General features: G+C 62.8%; 17 protein-coding genes and 3 pseudogenes. 14 read left to right on the forward strand and 6 right to left on the reverse strand.

The genetic code is table 11. The features are described 5' to 3' along the window. Positions 1-46: 46 nt before the first annotated feature. Positions 47-319 carry a DUF736 family protein gene (locus FKV68_RS21945; protein ID WP_180941726.1) on the forward strand — a complete coding sequence of 91 codons (273 nt, stop codon included), beginning with the start codon at positions 47-49 and terminating at the stop codon, positions 317-319. 336 nt (positions 320-655) lie between these two features. Here the strand turns inward: FKV68_RS21945 and FKV68_RS21950 are convergent. The 3 genes and pseudogenes from FKV68_RS21950 to FKV68_RS33815 all read right to left on the reverse strand — a co-directional run. Then, a pseudogene (locus tag FKV68_RS21950) lies at positions 656-859 on the reverse strand (ISNCY family transposase); the annotation flags it as partial. A 95-nt stretch (positions 860-954) separates the two neighbouring features. Continuing rightward, positions 955-1,524: an acyloxyacyl hydrolase gene (locus FKV68_RS21955; protein WP_180941727.1), complete on the reverse strand. Its 570-nt coding sequence runs from the start codon at positions 1,522-1,524 to the stop codon at positions 955-957. Positions 1,525-1,591: 67 nt separating this feature from the next. Next, positions 1,592-1,838: pseudogene (locus tag FKV68_RS33815) on the reverse strand (DUF433 domain-containing protein); the annotation flags it as partial. Between the two features lie 230 nt (positions 1,839-2,068). Between FKV68_RS33815 and FKV68_RS21965 the strand changes: the two are divergent. From FKV68_RS21965 to FKV68_RS21990, 6 genes and pseudogenes are all read left to right on the forward strand, one after another. Further along, positions 2,069-3,442 carry an ISNCY family transposase gene (locus FKV68_RS21965; RefSeq protein WP_180941728.1) on the forward strand — a complete coding sequence of 458 codons (1,374 nt, stop codon included), beginning with the start codon at positions 2,069-2,071 and terminating at the stop codon, positions 3,440-3,442. Positions 3,443-4,124: 682 nt separating this feature from the next. Continuing rightward, positions 4,125-4,301: a hypothetical protein gene (locus FKV68_RS21970; RefSeq protein WP_042119556.1), complete on the forward strand. Its 177-nt coding sequence runs from the start codon at positions 4,125-4,127 to the stop codon at positions 4,299-4,301. A gap of 197 nt (positions 4,302-4,498) precedes the next feature. After that, positions 4,499-5,470, forward strand: coding sequence for a DUF3991 and toprim domain-containing protein (locus FKV68_RS21975; protein ID WP_180941729.1), 972 nt, complete (start codon positions 4,499-4,501; stop codon positions 5,468-5,470). A gap of 125 nt (positions 5,471-5,595) precedes the next feature. After that, the gene (locus FKV68_RS21980) at positions 5,596-6,201 is read left to right on the forward strand and encodes a DUF1419 domain-containing protein (RefSeq protein ID WP_180941730.1); all 606 of its coding nucleotides are present in this window, start codon (positions 5,596-5,598) and stop codon (positions 6,199-6,201) included. Between the two features lie 11 nt (positions 6,202-6,212). Then, positions 6,213-6,613, forward strand: a pseudogene (locus FKV68_RS21985) (DUF3085 domain-containing protein). Between the two features lie 116 nt (positions 6,614-6,729). Next, complete coding sequence (locus tag FKV68_RS21990; RefSeq protein WP_180941731.1) at positions 6,730-11,826, forward strand: DEAD/DEAH box helicase family protein; 5,097 nt, start codon at positions 6,730-6,732, stop codon at positions 11,824-11,826. A gap of 45 nt (positions 11,827-11,871) precedes the next feature. Here FKV68_RS21990 and FKV68_RS21995 read toward each other — a convergent pair whose 3' ends face one another. Both FKV68_RS21995 and FKV68_RS22000 read right to left on the reverse strand, forming a co-directional pair. Next, positions 11,872-12,168 carry a type II toxin-antitoxin system RelE/ParE family toxin gene (locus FKV68_RS21995; protein ID WP_180941732.1) on the reverse strand — a complete coding sequence of 99 codons (297 nt, stop codon included), beginning with the start codon at positions 12,166-12,168 and terminating at the stop codon, positions 11,872-11,874. Beyond that, positions 12,165-12,431, reverse strand: coding sequence for a type II toxin-antitoxin system ParD family antitoxin (locus tag FKV68_RS22000; protein WP_180941733.1), 267 nt, complete (start codon positions 12,429-12,431; stop codon positions 12,165-12,167). The genes FKV68_RS21995 and FKV68_RS22000 overlap by 4 nt, the downstream gene beginning before the upstream one ends. Positions 12,432-12,796: 365 nt before the next feature. Between FKV68_RS22000 and FKV68_RS22005 the strand changes: the two genes are divergently transcribed. From FKV68_RS22005 to FKV68_RS22035, 7 genes are all read left to right on the forward strand, one after another. Next, on the forward strand, positions 12,797-14,554 hold the full coding sequence (locus FKV68_RS22005) for a ParB/RepB/Spo0J family partition protein (RefSeq protein ID WP_180941734.1): 1,758 nt from the start codon (positions 12,797-12,799) through the stop codon (positions 14,552-14,554). A gap of 96 nt (positions 14,555-14,650) precedes the next feature. Further along, positions 14,651-15,127, forward strand: a complete 477-nt coding sequence (locus tag FKV68_RS22010; RefSeq protein ID WP_180941735.1) for a hypothetical protein — start codon at positions 14,651-14,653, stop codon at positions 15,125-15,127. Continuing rightward, positions 15,124-16,011 carry a DUF7007 domain-containing protein gene (locus FKV68_RS22015; protein WP_180941736.1) on the forward strand — a complete coding sequence of 296 codons (888 nt, stop codon included), beginning with the start codon at positions 15,124-15,126 and terminating at the stop codon, positions 16,009-16,011. Before FKV68_RS22010 ends, FKV68_RS22015 begins: the two co-directional genes overlap by 4 nt. Next, positions 16,011-16,376, forward strand: a complete 366-nt coding sequence (locus FKV68_RS22020; RefSeq protein WP_245181775.1) for a hypothetical protein — start codon at positions 16,011-16,013, stop codon at positions 16,374-16,376. Before FKV68_RS22015 ends, FKV68_RS22020 begins: the two co-directional genes overlap by 1 nt. Continuing rightward, on the forward strand, positions 16,373-16,822 hold the full coding sequence (locus FKV68_RS22025; protein WP_180941737.1) for a hypothetical protein: 450 nt from the start codon (positions 16,373-16,375) through the stop codon (positions 16,820-16,822). Before FKV68_RS22020 ends, FKV68_RS22025 begins: the two co-directional genes overlap by 4 nt. Before the next feature lie 481 nt (positions 16,823-17,303). After that, positions 17,304-17,891 carry a hypothetical protein gene (locus tag FKV68_RS22030; protein ID WP_180941738.1) on the forward strand — a complete coding sequence of 196 codons (588 nt, stop codon included), beginning with the start codon at positions 17,304-17,306 and terminating at the stop codon, positions 17,889-17,891. A gap of 299 nt (positions 17,892-18,190) precedes the next feature. Then, positions 18,191-19,117 (forward strand): ArdC family protein, encoded by a 927-nt coding sequence (locus tag FKV68_RS22035; protein ID WP_180941739.1) that lies wholly within the window; start codon positions 18,191-18,193, stop codon positions 19,115-19,117. Positions 19,118-19,120: 3 nt separating this feature from the next. Here FKV68_RS22035 and FKV68_RS22040 read toward each other — a convergent pair whose 3' ends face one another. After that, positions 19,121-19,297: a hypothetical protein gene (locus FKV68_RS22040; protein ID WP_180941740.1), complete on the reverse strand. Its 177-nt coding sequence runs from the start codon at positions 19,295-19,297 to the stop codon at positions 19,121-19,123. Positions 19,298-19,672 lie beyond the last annotated feature (375 nt).

Raw genomic sequence — 19,672 nt, forward strand, 5'->3', positions numbered from 1 at the left:
CATCGGGGCCGCGGAGGGCGACCCGAAACAACGAAGGAACATGACAATGGCTACCAGCGTCACCTTCACCGGAAACCCTCAACGTGAAGGCTCGCATCGCCCGCATCGAAAATCCCTCGGACAAGGGCCCGCACTTCCGCATTTACGCAGGCGTCGTCGAACAGGGCCCGCCTTGCAGAAGCGCTCCGAGCAGGACCGTGACTACCTCTCGGTCAAGCTCGACGACCCTAGCTTTCCGGCTCCGATCTACGCGACGCTGACGGAAGTCGAGGGCGAAGATGGCTTCCAGCTCATCTGCTCGCGACCGAACCGGGACTGAGGACGATCCGCCCTGATCGCCAAGCGGGGCGACCCTCCTCGCAGAAGTCGGAAGCAGGAAACAGGCTCAGCGAGCGCCACGTACATTGCCGACCCAAGCCTTCGTTCGACATTTTGGCGGCGTAAACGCGTGCAACCGATATGGACCGTAGCCTAGTCCAATCCATATACACGCATATTCTATAGCGTTTGCAAGCACTTATCTCACGTCGGCGTCGTCTTGAGGGATGGACGGGATCAGGGCCGCTGGTTTTCGCGGAACAGTGGTGCTGTGGTAACCAAGCGCACGACCTGCGTCGGCGGGAGGCCAGCTGAGCTGGTATGCGGGTCGGCACCAGGGTTTGAGGCGCGTGAGGAGGACGAGGTTGTAGGCCACGACAGGGGACCAGATATAACTCTTGAAGTGATCAAGGCCGCGCCAGGTGCAGCCCGCCAAGCCGTAGGTGCGTTTTAGGCAGGAGATGCCGGCCTCGATGCCAGCGCGGAAGTTGCGCAGCTTGCTGCGACAGACCCAGTTGCTTTTGACCATGTCCACGATCCGATGAACTCACCGGGGACATTCAAAATCGCGCTGAACGCGTAGGAAACTTCTACCTGATCGTCACCTTTACTCTCGTCATGAAATTGGACGCCATACTAGAACCTGTAGCCGAGCGTTAGCCCCCCACGGGTCAGGCCATCGTTGGGGCCGTCGCAAAGGTTGGCGTTGGAGGAGTGCTCGATCGTCGCCGAAAGATTCCAGTGATCGTCGAAACGATAACCGGCCGCCGCATATTCGCGGAACAGCAACCGGCAACCGAGCTTCGGTCCATCCGAGTCGTCCCCGTCACTAAGGTTGCCGTCGTGTACGGTGCCACCAATGCCTAGTTCTACGAACAAACGTTGTGTGAGGTCGACGCTCCAGCTGAACCCGCCATACACTTGGTCCACTCCGCTGGATGTCGTCGCGATCGACGCGCCGGCGTGGATTCGCGGCCGGAGAACCTTCTCTACCAAGCTAGTGGCGCTTTCTGCGCCGAATGGATCGAAGAAGACGGTCGCGGATGGAAACCCGCCACTTTCCCGATTTTCACCATCGCCGATCGAGGTGGTGGCTCCGAATCGCATTTCATCGAAAACGGTTTCTCCCGACACTGCGGGCGCTGCGCTAGCGACCAGCCAGGTCAATGTAACCAGGGCGGCTACGGGCGAGCGACGATGGATCATTCCGGAATCCTTTGATGCGAATCAGTCATTCAAGAGAGTGAACACGCTATCCAGCCTCGCGCCACTGTCACTTCTCAAACGTCCAAAAAACGTGTCCGCGCGACCGCTTTTGGGTCCGAGGTGGAGGTCCGTAAGCGAGTAAACCGATCTCGGCCGGTTGGCAGCTCCCGAAATCGAGGCTCAGTCCAAGCTCGACCATGTGTGCCGTGAGCGAAGGATAATCCCTCGACCTCCTCGGTCGTGGCCCCTTGCGCGTTCATGACGGCGACCATCCGCACGGGAACACGTGTGCCTTTGAACACCGGTTCACCGCCATCGAAACTCTCTCGGATCGAAGCTGAACCGGAAGGCTAGAACGGTCTGAGGTCGAGAACGACTTCAACAAACTTCTGAGATAGAAACAGAAAAAGCGCGAAATCAATGACCTAAGTTCCATAATACATATTATCTGAGCGGCTGAATGTAGCCGCAAAGTTAAAGTGTCCTGATCCTGCAAAGTAAGAATGTCACTCTCCCCGCGTTTTGATGACGTGGGAGATTGCGGATGGGACTGATTGCGATGAGCGAGCGCGATCTGCAGCGGATTGAGGTTTTGTCGAAGGTCGTCGACGGTCGGACGACGATCGTTTCGGCGGCCCGCATCCTGGCGCTGAGCACGCGTCAGATGCGCCGGCTGCTGGATGTGTTCGAGCAGCATGGCGCCGCGGCGATCCGGCACAAGGCACGCGGTCGGCCATCGAACAATCGGATCTGCAACGGCGTGCGCGATTACGCCGTGGCGATCGTGCGCGAGCGCTATGTGGATTTCGGACCAACCCTGGCGGCCGAGAAGCTGGCCGAAGAGCATGGGCTGACGGTGTCACGCGAGACGTTGCGCAAATGGATGGCTGAGGCCGGCCTCTGGCTGTCGCGCAAGCAGCGCCGCACGTTTCATCAGCCACGATTACGGCGCGAGGCCTATGGCGAGTTGGTGCAGATCGACGGGTCCGAGCATCGCTGGTTCGAAGATCGTGGGCCGCCCTGTTCGCTGCTGGTGTTCATCGACGATGCGACCGGCAAGCTGATGCAGTTGCGCTTCGTACGCTCGGAAAGTGCGTTTAGCTATTTTGAGGCGCTGGCGCTTTATCTGAAGGCGCATGGCGCTCCGGTCGCCTTTTATTCCGACAAGCATTCGGTGTTCCGGGTGGCGCAGAAGGATGCCAAGGGCGGCCAGGGAATGACGCAGTTCGGGCGCGCACTCTCAGAGCTAAACATCGAGATTCTTTGCGCAAATTCGAGTCAGGCGAAGGGCCGGGTCGAGCGGATGAACCGGACGCTGCAGGACCGCCTGGTGAAGGAACTGCGGCTCGCCGGGATCTCCGACATGGAGGCGGGCAACGCCTTCCTGCTCGGCTTCATCGAGCGCCACAATGCTAGGTTTGTCCGCACCCCTGCCCGACCGGAAAATCTGCATCGGTCGCTGAACCTCGTGCCAGACCGGCTCAAGGATATTCTCTGCAAGCGTGAGCAGCGCTATGTCGGCGCGCAACTGACATTTTCCTTTGAGCGCAAGCGCATCATGCTCGAGGAGAACGAGGTGACGCGCGGACTGGTCGGGCGCTATGTCGAGACCTATGCCTTTGCGGACGGCCGGCTCGACATTCGCTGGAAGGGGCATTCCCTGTCCTACCGGGTGTTCGACAAGGACCAGCGTGTGACCCATGCGGCGATCACCGAGAACAAGCGGCTTTCCGATGTGCTGGCTTATATCAAGGAGCGGCAGGAACAGTTGCCGAAGCCGGAAGTGAAGACCAACAGCGAAAAGATGGGCTACCAGCCGCGGGGGCGAAAGCCGGGAAAGCGGACGGATTTCATGAACGATCCCGCTGTCATCGCCCGGCGGCAGCAGGCGCTTTCCCGCCTTGATGCGGCGGAATAATCGGCTGCATTCATCGTCTCAAAGCTAAAGCCGATAGGTGTCCTTCACCCGCCCCGATCTGCCCTTGCAACCCCGACCGGCCGGTCAGATCGGGGCTGGTCGTTGTGCCGTGTAGAAGCGCAAAGTGACATTCTTACTTTGCGCCACGGCGGACATTTCAACCTAGCCGCCACAGCTGAAGCAGCGTGCCTTCGGTGGGTGTCTCCGGGCAAAACTCATGCCGAAATCGCCCTGCTGGAGGGAAATCCGTCACCGAGATCGAAGTTTGCCTGGAACGTGCACTTGCATTACTCGATGCAAAGTCGGTCGAGGAGGCTCTTGTGAGGGCCAATGGGTCTCATTCCTGTCGAGGTTGAGCAGTCAGTCAACGTGATGAGCGGGCAGCGAGCAACGCGCCCATTGATTCGAAGGCTCCGGCGATCGGCCGCTGAACGAAGGCGAGGAGTTGCCACTGTGCACGAAAATCGTGCGGAAAATCTGAGCCCCAAACGCAAGCAAGCCAATCCCGCTCTCTTTTGATGGCGTCCTGGCCCGGATCCGGATCTTCCACGATCAACCCGCAAGGGGTCTGCTAGCTGTGCTGCGGCCGCTTCCGCTTCGCGTCGCGGTGATCGCGCCCGGACCCCGTGCCTTTTGAGGAGCCATCGAGCGGGAATGGCCCGCTCCGGAAGGAGCCTCTCAAATGTCGCACGATCTTTCTCTCGCCCAGTCCCACGCCTTCCAGCTCTCCCGCGACCTGATGGTCCCGGTCACCCTTTTCGAGGTCGACGGCGAATACGGCGTTCTCCCTTCCGACGAGATCGACGCCGATGACGATCTGGCGATCGTGCATGAGTACATGCCTTGGCCGGCTCATTGAGCCGGCCCCCTTCTGGTGCCCCTTGCGAGCGACAGGCCGCAAGGGATGCTTCGCCGCGGGCAATTCCAGCTTGCATGATCCGACAATTGCGCGCTCGCGCCCTTGCGGTCTTTGCTCTTCGGGCCTGCCGAAGGATGTCCGTGAATGGACGGGTAGGCAAGGATCATGAGGCCGATCGCCGGGCGATCGGAAGCAAAATGAAGAGAAGAGAGATAGAAGCGCTGCGCGAGCAGGTCAGCTGTGCCGCAGTGCTTGAGCATGCCGGGTTTGCGATAGACGCGAAGGAGAGCACGCGGCGGGCGGTCAAGTTCCGCCGCGGTAGCGAGATCATCATCGTCACGCATGAGGGGCGTGGATGGTTCGATCCTCTATCCGAAGCGAAAGGCGATGTGTTTCGGCTCGTCGAACATCTCGATCATGTCGGCTTTGTCGAAGGCGCCGAGCGGGTTGCGGATCTCGTCGGGTTTCAGATCACGGAGCAGGAGTGGCAGCCGGCAAAGGATGGCGAGAGATGCGACCTCTCGCTTCCCGATCGTTGGCAGGCTCGCCGCCGTCCCTGGCCCGGTTCGGCGACATGGCGCTACCTCAATGCTGAGCGTTGCCTGCCTGCCTTTTTGCTCAAAACGGCGATCAAAGCGGACCTTCTGCGGGAAGGTCCGCAAGGAAGCATGTGGGCGGCGCATAGAGACCATGCCGGGGTATTGACCGGTTGGGAGGCGCGCGGTCCGCAATACCGGGGCTTTGCCTCCGGAGGAATGAAGGTTCTTTTCCGGTTCGGCTCGGATCGCGCATCACGCCTGGCTGTCACGGAAGCTGCGATCGACGCCATGAGTCTTGCGGCGATCGAGGGATTGCGCGACGGCACGGTCTATCTCAGCACCGGGGGCGGATGGTCGCCGACCACGGAGGCAGCGTTGCGGGAGTTGGCCGCGGAGCCTGGTGTCCAGATGGTTGCGGCGACGGACGCCAATCCGCAGGGCGATATGTTTGCCGACCGGTTGCGGGCGCTTGCTGACGATGTGGGCTGCGACTGGACCCGGCTTAGCCCGCCCGCGGACGATTGGAACGAGGTCCTGACGATCAGGGAAAAGGAAAAGAGGGAGAGGAAAGAAGGAGGAGGCATGCCGCATGCGCGCCGCCCGCGTCAAGGGAGGCTTCGCCCGGCTTAAGCCGGCCCTTGACCCAGACGGCCGCGATGCCGGTGGCAGCCAGGGGGTCATGAAGGACTGAAGAGGAAGGCAAGGTCGAGAGGACAGTGCCGCGCTTCGGTCCGAAACCTCCAAAGGAGCCGCAGATGAACCCCTCTCCCACAATCCGAAAAGTCTTCCAGGGCGTCGCAAGCCGAGCGCAGATGTTCCGCATGTTCGACCGTCATCATCAACGGCCCAACCGCTGGGACGGCGATGCCACGCCGCTCTACGCCGGCGAGTGGTTCGAGATCGGCGAGGCCGAGCACGACTATATGTTCGAAATCCTGCCGCCGCTCTGGATCCGCGGCTCGATGTTCGCGATGCGCGAGTTCCTCACCGGCTCGGTCACCAGTGTCTTCTTCACGCTCCGGGTCGACGAGGCGATCCGCTTTTTCCACGGCTATTGCGACCTTTCCGATCCTGCGTCCGTCGAGACGATGCGTGTTGCGATCATCGAACGTGAGAACCGCCCGATTCGCGCCATGACGCGCGAGGAACGCCTCGAGCATATCTGGAGCAGCACTGCGGACGACTATCGCGGCTATGCCGGCGAGCGCTGGCCCGAGGCCTCGCGCGGCAAGAGGACGGTAATGCTGTACGGCGGAAAAGGCGGCACGTTTCTGAAGCTGCTGGAAGACCTCAGCCACGACGAGATCGCCGCCAAGCTGCCGGTACAACTGCGTCACCTCCCCTCCCCGATCGCGGCTTGAGAGGTGCAGCCGTGCTCACCTTTCCGCTTGCATCCGTGCGCGAGGTGATCGCGCACGGCCGGGCCGATGCACAAGCCAATGGCGGCTTTTGCAACCCCTATTATGGATTGAGGCCTGGCAAGGACGAACAGCCGGGTCTTTGGCTGGTTGGAGATCATGGGTCTATCTTCTGTCGAACGGCAAGCTTGCCGGCGGCGAGAAACCGTTCGTCGTCTATGCCGAGGAATGCAATCCAACCACCAACGACGACTGGTTCGAGGTCAAGCGCCGGACTTTCGGTGGCGACGACGGCGTCGATTTCCTCGATGCCCGGCAACTGGAGGCGATGATGGCGGCAAGCCCAAACGCCACGCATCTCCGCATCGTTTTCGAGGCCGACAGCATGCAGCTGTTCTTGATCGGGCGCGACTAGCGCTCGGCCGACTGTAGCCACGCCGCCGACGCAGACGGCGGCCCCTTCCACCCCTTCGCGTTCCCTCGACTGCCCCTTGCGGCGGATCGATGACGCGCGCTCACAAGGAGCTTTCGATGAGCAACGATCCCTTCACCCTCGATATGTTCGGCAGCAGCGCATTGTCGTCGGGACTTGGTCTTGGCGTTACCGCCTTCGGCGGCTTTGCCGCCAATGACGACGAGCCCGACCCCACCCCTGCCCCTACGCCTGCGCGGGCTCTACCGGTGACCAGGCGCTCGGACCCGCGAATGCAGGGTCAGCGTGCCAATTTCTACCTCGACGACGGGGATCGCGAGCTCGCCGCGACCTGGAAAGAACGGGCGCGGATCAATGTCGCGGCGATCCTCACGGCCAATGAACTGGAGAAGCTGGACTTGCCGGCGACGCCGGCCGCGCAGGCGAGGCTGATCCGGTTTACCGGCTTCGGCGCCGGCGAGCTGGCAAATGGCATGTTCCGGCGCCCGGGCGAAGCCGACTTTCGTACAGGTTGGGACGACCTTGGCAACTCGCTGGAATCGGCCGTCAGCGATGGCGATTACGCATCGCTCGCCCGTTGCACGCAATATGCCCACTTCACCCCCGAATTTGTCATCCGGGCAATCTGGAAGGGCCTGCAATGCCTCGGCTGGCGCGGCGGCCGCGTGCTCGAGCCGGGGATCGGAACAGGGTTGTTTCCGGCGCTGATGCCGAAGCAATATCGCGACGTAAGCTACGTCACCGGCATCGAGCTCGATCCCGTCACGGCCCGCATCGCACGATTGCTGCAGCCGAAGGCAAGGATCATCAACGGCGATTTCGCGCGCTCGGACCTCACTGCGATTTATGATCTCGCAATCGGCAACCCGCCTTTCTCCGATCGGACGGTTCGCTCCGACCGGCACTATCGTTCGCTCGGCCTTCGGCTGCACGATTACTTCATCGCCCGGTCGATCGATCTCCTGAAGCCGGGCGCCCTGGCCGCCTTCGTCACCAGCGCCGGCACGATGGACAAGGCGGATGGCACCGCACGCGAGCACGTTTCCAAGTCCGCCGACCTGATCGCGGCAATCCGCCTCCCCGAAGGCAGTTTTCGGCGTGACGCCGGCACGGACGTCGTGGTCGACATCCTCTTCTTCCGCAAGCGAAAGACAGGCGAACCGGAAGGCGACCTTTCGTGGCTCGACCTGGAAGAGGTTCGGCCGGCTGTCGAGGACGAGGGTGCGATCCGCGTGAACCGATGGTTCGCTGAGCATCCGGAGTTCGTGCTCGGCGATCATGCCCTCACTTCAGGTCCCTTCGGCGAGACCTACACATGCCGGCCTCGCACCGGCGCGGAGCTCGAGGCGGCGCTGACGGCAGCGATCGCTCTTCTCCCGGGAGACCTCTATGACGGCGAGCCGACCGCAATCGACATCGACCTGGAGGACGAGCTCGGCGAGATCGTCGATCTTCGTCCCGACAATGCGAAGGTGCGCGAGGGCAGCTACTTCGTCGATGTCAGGCATGGTCTCATGCAGGTCATCGACGGCGAGCCGGTCGCGGTGCAGGTGCGCAAGGCCCGCAGCGGCGAGGGAATTTCGGAAAAGCACGTCCGCATCATTCGCAAATTGATCCCGATCCGTGATGCCGTGCGCGACGTCCTGAAAGCTCAGGAACTGGACCGGCCGTGGCGCGAGCTGCAGGTGCGGCTACGCATCGCTTGGTCGAGCTTCGTTCGCGATTTTGGCCCGATCAACCACACCACGGTTTCGATCATCGAGGATGAGACTACGGGCGAGGTTCGTGAAACCCATCGCCAGCCGAACCTGCAGCCTTTCCGCGACGATCCCGATTGCTGGCTGGTTGCCTCGATCGAGGACTATGTCCTCGAAACGGACACCGCCAGGCCCGGACCGATCTTTTCCGAACGGGTCATCGCGCCCCCTTCCCCGCCGATCATCACCTCCGCCGCCGATGCCTTGGCCATTGTGTTGAACGAGCGCGGACGCGTCGACCTCGATCATGTCGCCGAGCTTCTGCATTGCGACACGGACGCGGTTCTCGATGCGCTCGGGGACACGATCTTTCGCGATCCCGCCGACGGCTCCTGGCAGACTTCGGACGCCTATCTCTCCGGGACTGTGCGCACGAAGCTCGGTGTCGCGGAACCGGCCGCCGCGCTCGATGCCGCCTACGAGCGCAATGTCCGTGCGCTTCAGGCGGTGCAGCCGGCCGACCTCAGCCCGTCCGATATCACCGCTCGGCTGGGCGCGCCGTGGATCCCGGTAGCCGATATCGTCGACTTCGTGCACGAGACGATGGGTGCTGAGATCAGAATCCACCATATGCCGGAACTCGGCTCCTGGACGGTGGAGGCCCGGCAGCTCGGTTGGACGGCCGCCGGCACATCGGAATGGGGAACCGACCGCCGGCACGCCGGCGAGTTGCTCGCTGATGCGCTGAACAGCCGGGTGCCGCAGATCTTCGACGCCTTCAAGGATATCGACGGCGAGCGTCGGGTGCTGAACGTCGTCGACACGGAAGCCGCCCGCGACAAGCTCCAGAAAATCAAGACGGCCTTCCAGAACTGGGTCTGGACGGATCCCGATCGGACCGACCGGCTGGCGCGGGTCTACAACGACCGCTTCAACGATATCGCGCCCCGAACATTCGACGGCTCCCATCTCAAGCTTCCCGGCGCCTCTGGCGCCTTTGTTCTTTATGGGCACCAGAAACGCGGCATCTGGCGCATCATTTCGTCCGGTTCGACTTACCTTGCGCATGCCGTCGGCGCCGGCAAGACGATGACAATGGCTGCCGCCATCATGGAGCAACGCCGGCTCGGACTGATTGCCAAGGCGATGCTGGTGGTGCCCGGGCATTGCCTGGCGCAGGCTGCGCGCGAGTTTCTGGCGCTCTACCCGAATGCCCGCATTCTCGTCGCCGACGAGACGAATTTCACGAAGGACAAGCGCGCCCGTTTCCTCTCCCGCGCCGCCACGGCGACCTGGGATGCGATCATCATCACCCATTCAGCGTTCCGGTTCATCGCGGTCCCGTCGACGTTCGAACAGCAGATGATCCAGGATGAGATCGAACTCTACGAGGACTTGCTCACCAAGGTCGACAGCGAGGATCGAGTCTCAAGGAAAAGGCTGGAGCGGCTCAAGGAAGGCCTCAAGGAACGGCTCGAGGCGCTGTCGACCCGCAAGGACGATCTGCTGACCATTTCCGAAATCGGCGTCGACCAGATCGTCGTCGACGAGGCGCAGGAATTCCGCAAGCTCTCCTTCGCGACAAACATGTCGACGTTGAAGGGCATCGATCCGAACGGGTCGCAGCGTGCCTGGGATCTCTACGTCAAGTCGAGGTACATCGAAACCAGGAATCCGGGGCGCGCGCTTGTGCTGGCCTCCGGCACGCCGATCACCAACACGCTCGGCGAGATGTTCTCGATCCAACGCCTGCTCGGGGCCGACGCGCTGCGCGAGCGCGGGCTGCACGAGTTCGACGCCTGGGCGTCGACCTTCGGCGACACCACGACGGAACTGGAGATCCAGCCGTCAGGCAAATACAAGCCGGTCAGCCGTTTCGCGAGTTTCGTCAACGTGCCGGAACTGATTGCGATGTTCCGGTCCGTCGCCGACGTGGTGATGCCGGACGATCTCCGCGAATACATCAAGGTGCCCAATATCTCGACAGGCCGGCGGCAGATCCTGACGGCCAAGCCGACCCAGGCCTTCAGGAACTACCAGACCGTCCTCGACGCCCGCATCAAGGCGATCGAGATGCGCGAGGGACCGGCAAAGCCCGGTGACGACATCCTGCTTTCCGTCATCACCGACGGGCGCCATGCGGCAATCGATCTCCGCCTGGTCGATGCGGACAATGACAACGAACCGGACAACAAGCTCAACCTGCTCGTCCAGAATGCCTACCGCATCTGGCAGGAGACCTCACAGAGCATCTATCTCCGCCCGGACGGCAAACCATTCGATCTGCCCGGCGCGGCGCAGATGATCTTTTCCGATCTCGGCACCATCAATGTCGAGAAGAGCCGAGGTTTTTCGGCCTACCGCTGGATCAGGGACGAGCTGGTCCGCCTGGGCGTTCCCGCTTCGGAAATCGCCTTCATGCAAGACCATAAGAAGACCGAGGCCAAGCAGCGGCTGTTCGGCGATGTGCGCTCCGGCAAGGTCCGCTTCCTGATCGGCTCTTCCGAGACGATGGGAACGGGCGTGAACGCCCAGCTTCGCCTCAAGGCGCTGCATCATCTCGATGTCCCATGGCTGCCCTCACAGATCGAACAGCGCGAGGGCCGGATCGTGCGCCAGGGCAATCAGCATGATGAAGTCGATATATTCGCCTATGCCACGCAAGGTTCGCTCGATGCCAGCATGTGGCAGAACAACGAACGCAAGGCCCGCTTCATTGCAGCGGCGCTTTCCGGCGACACCTCGATCCGCCGGCTCGAAGATCTCGGCGAAGGGGCCGCCAACCAGTTTGCAATGGCCAAAGCGATCGCCTCCGGCGACGAGCGGCTGATGCGGAAGGCGGGTCTCGAGGCGGACATTGCACGTCTAGAACGACTGCGCGCCGCCCATGACGACGATCAATATGCGGTGCGCCGACAGATCCGTGACGCCGAACGCGATATCGAGATCTCGGAGCGGCGGATCGCGGAAATCGGCAGGGATATCGAGCGCCTCATTCCGACCGCGGCTGACGCCTTTGCCATGACTGTCGTCGGTGAGCCTTTCGACGAGCGGAAAGCCGCCGGTCGCGCCTTGATGAAGGAAATCCTTACCCTTGTTCAGCTCCAGCAGGAGGGCGAGATCGTCATCGCCTCGATCGGGAGCTTCGATCTCGTTTATTCCGGCGAGCGGTTCGGCAAGGGCGACGGTTATCGCTACACGACCCTCCTCCAGCGGACCGGCGCCGACTACGAAATCGATCTGGCCGTGACGGTGGCGCCGCTTGGCGCCGTGTCCCGCCTCGAACATGCGCTTGATGGTTTTGACGGCGAGCAGGATCGCTATCGGCAACGGCTACAGGACGCGCATAAGCGCCTTGCCTCCTATCACTCGCGCGAGGGTGCTGCGTTCGCCTTTGCGGAGGAACTGGCTGACAAACGCCGGCAACTGCGGGAGGTCGATGAGGCGCTGGCGCAATCCGCCCGCGATGATGATGAGACGCAGAGTGAAGCCGCCTAGCTCTGTTCCTAGAGCGGCCGATCGCCTTAGATCGACCGGCCTAAACTAATCACCGAACAGAATGGCGCCAAAGTCGGTGGCGCCATGCAGGACATGGACGATGACCACTTTCGTGCTCTCGACGCGGTAAAAGATCAGGTAATTGCCGTGAACGCGCCGACGGATACCATGGTGCTCGTAGCGGGGGACGAGGGCAAAGCCGTTCGGACTATCGATGAGATCCTCACACTTGCTCCGCAGCTCCCGGACGAATGACAGGGCGCGTCGGGGATTGTCCTGAGCGATGTAATCGGCGATCTGCTCGAGATCGTTTTCCGCCTCGTAGGAAAACTCGAGGATCATGCCGATTTTTCGGCTTTGTCAGCCATCGCACTGTATTTGGCCTCGAGTCGATCGAAGACATCGCTCGCCGGCTTCGTTCGGCCAACATCGGCATCGGCAATGCCGCGCGTGATGGAAGCATCCAGTGCGGCAAGCCGGGTCTCCCGGTCCTGGACCAGTCGCACACCTTCTCGCAGGACTTCGCTTTTCGAACCGTAGCGTCCTGTGTCGACGAGTTGCTGAATGTAGCTTTCGAGCTGCTTTCCCAGATCGGCACTGATCATGCGGTCCTCCATCTGATGTGATGGAGATAAGATAGGCTCTTTATCAACTATTATCAATCCTCGTCGCAATCACCCGCATCCCAAATGTGTGCGGAGAAACAGGAAAGAGGAATGGAAGATGAAAAGGGAGGAACCCGGTCGCAGATCGGCCCACCGGTCGCCGCTTCCGCTCAACCGCCGTCTCCGCATCCCGGCCACTCGTCCTTCGCAGGGCTATCAGCCCCGCTCGTCCTTCGCGGCAGCGATGCTCGACCGCAGTTGCCCCCGGCCGCCCGCTCCGCGGTCCGGAAGGTGTCTTCAGGAAAGAATGAAGACAGGAAGGACCGGCAGAAGCCGCGTCCCAGATCCCGGAAAAGGAGCATCCCATGTATCTCATGAAGGTCGATCCGCGTGCGCTGAAGGACAATCCCGACAACACCCGCCAGTCGAAATCGACGCCGCAGGCAGACGCCCTGCTGCTGGCGACGATCAAGGCCGTCGGTGTCATCCAGCCGCCCGTTGTCTTCCCCGAGCGCGACGGCGGTAATGGCTTCATCATCGAGGCCGGTCACCGCCGTCGACGCCAGGCTGTCGCCGCTGGCCTCGAGGAGATCGATGTGCTCGTCGTCGAGGCCGCCAACGACAACGGCGCCATGCGGTCGATGGTCGAGAACATTGCCCGCGAGCCGCTAAACCCGGTCGACCAATGGCGGGGAATCGAACGTCTCGTCGCGCTCGGCTGGACCGAAGAGGCCATCGCGGTCGCCCTGACCCTGCCGGTGCGGCAGATCCGCAAGCTCCGGCTGCTCGCCAACGTCCTGCCGGCTATGCTGGATCATATGGCGAAGGGCGACATGCCGTCGGAACCGCAGCTGCGCACGATCGCAGCCGCCGCGGTCGATGAGCAGAAGGAAGTGTGGAAGGCGCACAAGCCCAAGAAGGGCGACACGGCGTCGTGGTGGTCGGTTGCCAACGCGCTTTCGAAGAAGCGGATGTACGCGAAGGACGCCAGCTTTGGCGACGACTTGGCGGTGGCCTACGGTATCGAGTGGGTGGAAGATCTCTTCGCCCCGGCCGACGAGGACAGCCGCTACACCACCAATGTCGAGGCCTTTCTCGGCGCGCAGCAGGAGTGGATGACGATCAAGCTGCCGAAGAAGGGCGCGATTGTCGAGGTCAACAATTATGGCCAGCCGGAACTGCCCAAGAAGGCTGAGCGTGTTTACGGCAAGCCCGGCAGGGGCGACAGCACCGCCATGTATCTCGATCGCGAGGGCAAGGTGCAATCGGTCCACTACCGGATGCCGGAAGCCCGGAAGCCGAACGGACAGACCGGCTCGTCTTCCGACGGCTCGACCGGGCCTGATGATGAGGTAATTGCTGTCTCAAAGGCACGCCCCGACGTCACGCAGAAGGGCCAGGACATGATCGGGGATCTCCGCACCGATGCGCTTCATGAGGCGCTCGGCCGCGCGCCGATTGAGGACGACATGCTGATGGCCTTGCTCGTGCTCGCCTTCTCCGGCCAAAACGTTCGCGTCGACTCCGGTGCCAACGACAACGTGTTCGGGGCCAAGCGCATGCAACGCCACGCCGCCCGCCTCTTCTCCGAGGACGGCAGGCTGGCGTTCGATATGGAGACCGTTCGCGTCGCTGCCCGGTCCATCCTGATCGAGGTTCTCTCCTGCAGACGAAATATCACGAATAGCGGTGTGGTCTCGCGCATCGCCGGCGAGGCGATCGGCGCCGACGGCTTCCTGCCGAACATGGGCACGGAAGACTTTCTCGTGTGCCTGTCGCGCCAGGCGCTCGAGGCGGCAGCGAAGGAGGCGAATGTCCATCCCCGGCCGCGGGTGCGCGAGACTCGCGCGGCGCTCGTCGACCACTTCAAGGAGGTCCAGTTCGTGCATTCGGCGGCCCTCTTCACGCCGGATCCGAAGGACGTCGCCGACCTGATGAAGCATGCCGACCACCTCGATGATGGTCGCGACGACGACCCTGCGGGCGATCCGGACACGGATGAGGATGCTACCGCGCCTGGAGTTGCTGATCCGGATCTCGGGCAGCCCGGAGAACCGGCAGGCGAATCCGTGGCCACGCCTTCGGACGAGGACGAAACCGCCTACGGCATCGCGGCGGAATAGTCGCCCTTTCCGACATTCATATCCGTCGACATCGCCGCCGGCCATCACCGGCGGCGCTCTTGTTTGCATCATCCGCAGAATTGAAGGAGAAAGCACATGTCTGCGTCCTTGATCTACGACCTCGCCCCGATCGGCTCCATCGTCGCCTGGTCGGACGGAACACCGCGCCCGCCGGAGCGCCACACGAAGAAACTGGCGGCCTGGGAAAACCGCAACAGCAAGGGTCGGTTGATCCGCAAGCAGGGTAAGCGCGGCGTCGGTAATGTCAGCCTGTCGCCGGATTTTACCCTTCACGAGGGCGACTTTGGCGCGGGCGGCGTGATCGCCATCCGCATCCACCGGACCTTCTCGCTCGACAGCGAGCTGACCTTTAAGGTCGTCGAACGCCCCGCTCCCGGATCCATTCGTGTCTTCGACCGCGCCGGGTCGCAGGCGGAACTCGTCCACCTCGCCGGGGATCGGCAGGCGGCCGAGGAGTGGCTGACCCGACACGGCTATCCCCATGCCGTGCTCGAGGAGGTGACTGCCGACGAGGTTGCCGCCGATCATGTCGAAGGGAGGGCTGCGGCATGAACATTCCGCTCTCGCAACCCTCCACGAACTCCACCGCTGAGCCTTCAGGGGTGGAGTTCGCCCAGAGTGCCGACGGCATGCCTGTTGCGCGCGTCGGCGACCTCGTCTTCGCCATGGTGCCGGCGCGGGACAACCAGTATTTCCTCGCCAGCGCGTGGCGCGTGTCGCGACCCCTTGCCGACCTCAAACGCGATGACTTCTATTCGCATCATGGTTCCGTTGAAGATGAAGCGGCCTTCCGAAACCGCATGGTTGAACAGGCGGTACATTGCCGCGGGCTCCAAGCTCTCGCTCGCCGTTCTGTCCGCATCAATTGTAATACGCCCTGGGGCGCCTCCCAGGGTGCCACCGTCTATGCGGACGGAATCGTCTCCCACATCACAGCTGGGCATGGCGGCTTCAAACTCTCGGTCGCGCGCAACGCCACCGTCCATCCGATGTTGCGGTCAGACGGCGGCTGGTACGAGGAAGACGCGGCCTGGGCGATCGTTGCCCTGACCTTTCCGGACCTGTTCACCAGCTATGAGCAAAAGTGCGCCGACAAGACGGTCCGCGACTCCTGGCCGGATGCCTGGGAAGCGATCCACGGTCGCTCGCTCCTGCCCGGCGAATCCCATGGGAGAGACAGCCAAGCGTTCGCGCACCTGCATGCCGGGGACTGGATCGTTATCTCAGCGCTCCGTTCGGGTCATCATCCCGGCATGACCGAGGTGATTGCGACCATTGGCGGAAAGCGCGACGAACGGGCCGAGGAACGCCGTTTCCTGGTGCCGAGCGACGATTACGCCGTCGGCCGGTTTGGTTTCGTCATCGATGAGACGAAGCACGTTGCCTATGACGGGCCCTCGAGCTTCGCCAGCTGGCGTGGGAGGAGGACCGCGTGATGTCCGGTTCCGCAAAACACGTGATACAGCTCACCCGCATGGAAGCGGCGCGGCGCCAGACGCAGCATCAGCTGGATCTGATCGACCGCCAGATCACGCGGCGAATGACCGCGCTCATCCCGCTGCTCGGCCGGCGTCAGCCGGGCTACCGCCGCGGAAAGCCGCCGGCCTCAGGCGTTTTCCTCGAACACTATCGCGCCAATCTCGCGGCGCTGACCGCCGAGCGCCAGCCGGAGGTCGACGCGCTTACGCGCAAACTTTCCCGGCAGGACGCCGCCATCGCGGCTCTCCAGGCACGCCACCGGCCGCTTCCGCAACCCGCAGAGGGCGGGAGTGGTGACTCGATGGCAGGGGGACGCTCATGAGCACCATAGGCGAACTCGAGCAACGGGCGGGCATCGGCCCCTCACCCCAGGACCGGACAGCGTTCTGGATCCAGTTCCATCATCTCGAGCGCGCCGAATGCCTGAAGGCCGGTGTGGCGGAGCTCCACAGGCTGATTGCCGAAAAGGAGGCGACGCCAACCGCAGCAAGCAAGGTCGCAACCACGCGGCCCAAACGGGAAAAGCTGCCGCCGCTGACCGAAGAGGAGGAGCAGGTCATCCAGGCTTATGCCGCCAAGCACGGCCGACGGTGGAAGAGCATCCTGAACCGTGTCTGGATGGGCGGCCCGCCCTATGACGATGGTGGCACGTTGCGCCGCCTGCGCAATTCCCATGGTCCGTCCTGGCTTCACGCTTATCGTCTGCCGAAGCCCCGCCCTGAGGAAGACGCGGGGTCGGATCGCCAGCCGGACGCACCGGAAACCTGATCCGCCGGTCGGTTCGGGACACCTGCGTCCCGGCTAGCCCCCACAATCCTCAATGCCGCGACTGCCTCCCTGGCGGTTGCGAGTGAGCCTGATCCGCGCGGTGGCACCCGTCGAGCAGTTGCTCGCTTCAGGTGGAGTCAGAGGGTTGCTGCTCGCCGAAGCCTCCTGTTCAATGAGCTCCCCTGCCGGACCAGTTCCTTGCCGGCCTCCCCTTCGGTTTTGCTGCGGTCTGAACCGGCGGCCGTCCGTTTCAAGGCCGCTGTCGCGCCGCGGGGCGGCCGGACCGCGCCGTCCTCTCAAAAGCAGGGCCGCGTGCCTCGCGAGGTCAGGATGACCTGCTCCACGCGCATCCCGGCTTTGCTCGTCCTGGCGGGCCCGGACCCTGAAACGCCCGTTTTCCGCCGGCTCCCTTTGACCGCACCGAAGGGCAGACCGGCAAGGGCCGGAACCGCTTCGGAGGAAACCTTGAAAGGAACAGCCCATGGCCAGGCCCGCAACCCAGTCCCGCCAGCCCGCCCGCGTCGTGCAGCTTCGAAAGGGCGCCACCATCGAAATGGTCCGGCTCACCTGCCCGGATGCCGCCCAGGCGATGGCGATCGCCGAGAGCTTCGGCACGGCCGTGATCGACGGCGACGGGATCCGCGACCTGCATGAACGCCTGATCATAGAGACGGCCGACAGCCTCTCCGAAGGCCTTGGCGAACGGGCGATGCAGATCCACCTCCAGCGCATCGTCGGCGCCTATGTCGGCTCCGCCCATGGCGCGGGACAGTTCTACTCCCGCGCCGTCAGCGAGGCCCGTGACGCGACCGCCAAGGCGTCCAATGACGCACGCGACGAGGATCTCGACGGTCCGGTCGGTTACGACAGTGCGGCACAGCGCAAGCGCGAATTCGCGGCCGACATGGGCGTCCAGGCCCATTCGCTCCGCATGGCCGCAGAGGGCGCAGTTGCCGCCTACGAGCAGATCGTTGGCGAGGTCTGGAAGCCCTTCGATCGCCCCGTCGAAAACCCCGGCGCATCGCTCGACCACAAGGCGGCTGCAGCACAGATGGCAGCCTTCGACTGACCGCATCGGCGGGGCTCTGGCCCCGCCTCTTCTTCTTTCTCCGATCGACAGCTGGCCCTCCGGATCCAGCCTTTCGCATGTCGAAGGATAACGAAAGAAGGAAGGTGATCAGCTTGCCCGCCATCGCGGACCCGCCCGGCTTCGGTCTGGCCGGATCGGGGATTGAGCCGCAAGGGCTTCGCCCTCCTCCACTGCCGTTCCGGCGCTTGTCTAGCGTGCGCCCTCCCCTCAGCCCGTCCCTTGGACCGCCGTGACGGGCCGCGATCGGCGCGGCCTCGGAAAGTGGAGGCATGAAAGAAATGAGCAGGAAACCGGAAACGCAACGTGCAGACGTCTATAGCCGGATTACCGATCGGATCGTCGATGACCTGGCGCGTGGCGTCAAACCGTGGATGAAGCCATGGCACGACCGCAACATGCGAGAGCGGATCACGCGTCCACTCCGGCACAACGGGCAGCCCTACTCGGGCATGAACGTGTTGCTGCTCTGGTCGGAAGGCATGGCGCGCGGCTTCTCGTCGCCGACGTGGATGACGTTCAAGCAGGCGCTGGAGCTTGGTGCCGCAGTCCGCAAGGGCGAAACCGGTTCGACCGTCGTCTTCGCCAGCCGCTTTACCAAGACCGAAGCCGATGGCAACGGCGGTGAGGTCGACCGGGAAATCCCCTTTTTGAAAGCGTACACAGTCTTTAATGTGGAGCAAATCGACGGTTTGCCCGATCATTACCATCGCCCACCGGCACCCGTTGCCGATCCCGTCCAACGGATCGAAAGGGCCGACCGCTTCTTCCGAAACACCGGCGCCCTAATCCGCCACGGCGGCACACAGGCATATTATTCGCCGGTCACGGATCACATTCAGATGCCGCCATTCGAAAGCTTTCGGGACGCGGAATCATACGTTGCCACGGTCAGCCATGAAAGTTGCCACTGGACTGCGCATCCGGATCGTGTCGGCCGTGACCTCAGCCGGTATGCCAAGGATAAAACGGAGCGCGCCCGAGAGGAACTGATCGCGGAATTGGGCAGCTGCTTCCTATGCGCCGACCTTGGCATCGCACCGGAGCTCGAGCCACGGCCCGATCACGCCTCATACCTTGCCTCGTGGTTGACCGTGCTTTCCGAGGACCGGCGTGCGATTTTTCAGGCGGCCGCTCATGCGCAGCGGGCAGTCAACTTCCTGCACGATCTTCAGCCTGATGCAGCCGAGGAAAAGATCGCGGCCTAGAAATCAGAGTCGGTCGTTGTCGCCGCCAACGGCCGACATCTCTCTGTGCTCTCTATCCGTCAGCGTTCCCTGATCTGGCGTTAGGTCCAGCTTGCCCCAGATCGAGGTTTCGCGGTCTGTCGGTTTGAGCTTCCGGGATTGCTTGATTTCGACGGTAAACGGCTTTGTCTGCTGACGCATATATCCTCCAGGCGACGAATCGCGAGTACACGATACCGGGTTGAATATTGGAGGCAACTCCCAAGCCGGCCGGTCCGTTGCCGCCGAATTAGCGGCCCGGACATTGGGAGAGAGCAGCGGTTTACCACAGCAATGTGACGCTTGGGTTGAGGCGGTGGCACGTTGCCATCACCGCGTTCCTTCTGATCGCTCGGCATAGGCCACGTCCTCCGCGGGCTCGATGAGGCATGTCTGATCGGAGAGCGGCTTCGCCTCGATCGTTCTACCGCAACGGCCATCCAAACTTTCTTCCCCTGCGCGCTCACGCGCTCATTCCTCGCGCGGCAACAAAGTTTCTCCCGGCCGCCCTCCATTTCATTCCGTCCCTGCGGGTGC

Source organism: Sinorhizobium mexicanum (genome assembly GCF_013488225.1).
In the GTDB taxonomy this organism is placed as follows: domain Bacteria; phylum Pseudomonadota; class Alphaproteobacteria; order Rhizobiales; family Rhizobiaceae; genus Sinorhizobium; species Sinorhizobium mexicanum.

What these genes read in the sequence shown, in the direction of transcription:
- FKV68_RS21990 (WP_180941731.1), top strand. Translation starts at nt 6,730, where the DNA reads ATGAGCAACGATCCCTTCACCCTCGATATGTTCGGCAGCAGCGCATTG.
- FKV68_RS21965 (WP_180941728.1), top strand. Translation starts at nt 2,069, where the DNA reads ATGGGACTGATTGCGATGAGCGAGCGCGATCTGCAGCGGATTGAGGTT.
- FKV68_RS21980 (WP_180941730.1), top strand. Translation starts at nt 5,596, where the DNA reads ATGAACCCCTCTCCCACAATCCGAAAAGTCTTCCAGGGCGTCGCAAGC.
- FKV68_RS21945 (WP_180941726.1), top strand. Translation starts at nt 47, where the DNA reads ATGGCTACCAGCGTCACCTTCACCGGAAACCCTCAACGTGAAGGCTCG.
- FKV68_RS22040 (WP_180941740.1), bottom strand. Translation starts at nt 19,297, where the DNA reads ATGCGTCAGCAGACAAAGCCGTTTACCGTCGAAATCAAGCAATCCCGG.
- FKV68_RS21955 (WP_180941727.1), bottom strand. Translation starts at nt 1,524, where the DNA reads ATGATCCATCGTCGCTCGCCCGTAGCCGCCCTGGTTACATTGACCTGG.
- FKV68_RS21995 (WP_180941732.1), bottom strand. Translation starts at nt 12,168, where the DNA reads ATGATCCTCGAGTTTTCCTACGAGGCGGAAAACGATCTCGAGCAGATC.
- FKV68_RS22035 (WP_180941739.1), top strand. Translation starts at nt 18,191, where the DNA reads ATGAGCAGGAAACCGGAAACGCAACGTGCAGACGTCTATAGCCGGATT.
- FKV68_RS22030 (WP_180941738.1), top strand. Translation starts at nt 17,304, where the DNA reads ATGGCCAGGCCCGCAACCCAGTCCCGCCAGCCCGCCCGCGTCGTGCAG.
- FKV68_RS22020 (WP_245181775.1), top strand. Translation starts at nt 16,011, where the DNA reads ATGTCCGGTTCCGCAAAACACGTGATACAGCTCACCCGCATGGAAGCG.
- FKV68_RS22005 (WP_180941734.1), top strand. Translation starts at nt 12,797, where the DNA reads ATGTATCTCATGAAGGTCGATCCGCGTGCGCTGAAGGACAATCCCGAC.
- FKV68_RS21970 (WP_042119556.1), top strand. Translation starts at nt 4,125, where the DNA reads ATGTCGCACGATCTTTCTCTCGCCCAGTCCCACGCCTTCCAGCTCTCC.
- FKV68_RS22010 (WP_180941735.1), top strand. Translation starts at nt 14,651, where the DNA reads ATGTCTGCGTCCTTGATCTACGACCTCGCCCCGATCGGCTCCATCGTC.
- FKV68_RS22000 (WP_180941733.1), bottom strand. Translation starts at nt 12,431, where the DNA reads ATGATCAGTGCCGATCTGGGAAAGCAGCTCGAAAGCTACATTCAGCAA.
- FKV68_RS21975 (WP_180941729.1), top strand. Translation starts at nt 4,499, where the DNA reads ATGAAGAGAAGAGAGATAGAAGCGCTGCGCGAGCAGGTCAGCTGTGCC.
- FKV68_RS22015 (WP_180941736.1), top strand. Translation starts at nt 15,124, where the DNA reads ATGAACATTCCGCTCTCGCAACCCTCCACGAACTCCACCGCTGAGCCT.
- FKV68_RS22025 (WP_180941737.1), top strand. Translation starts at nt 16,373, where the DNA reads ATGAGCACCATAGGCGAACTCGAGCAACGGGCGGGCATCGGCCCCTCA.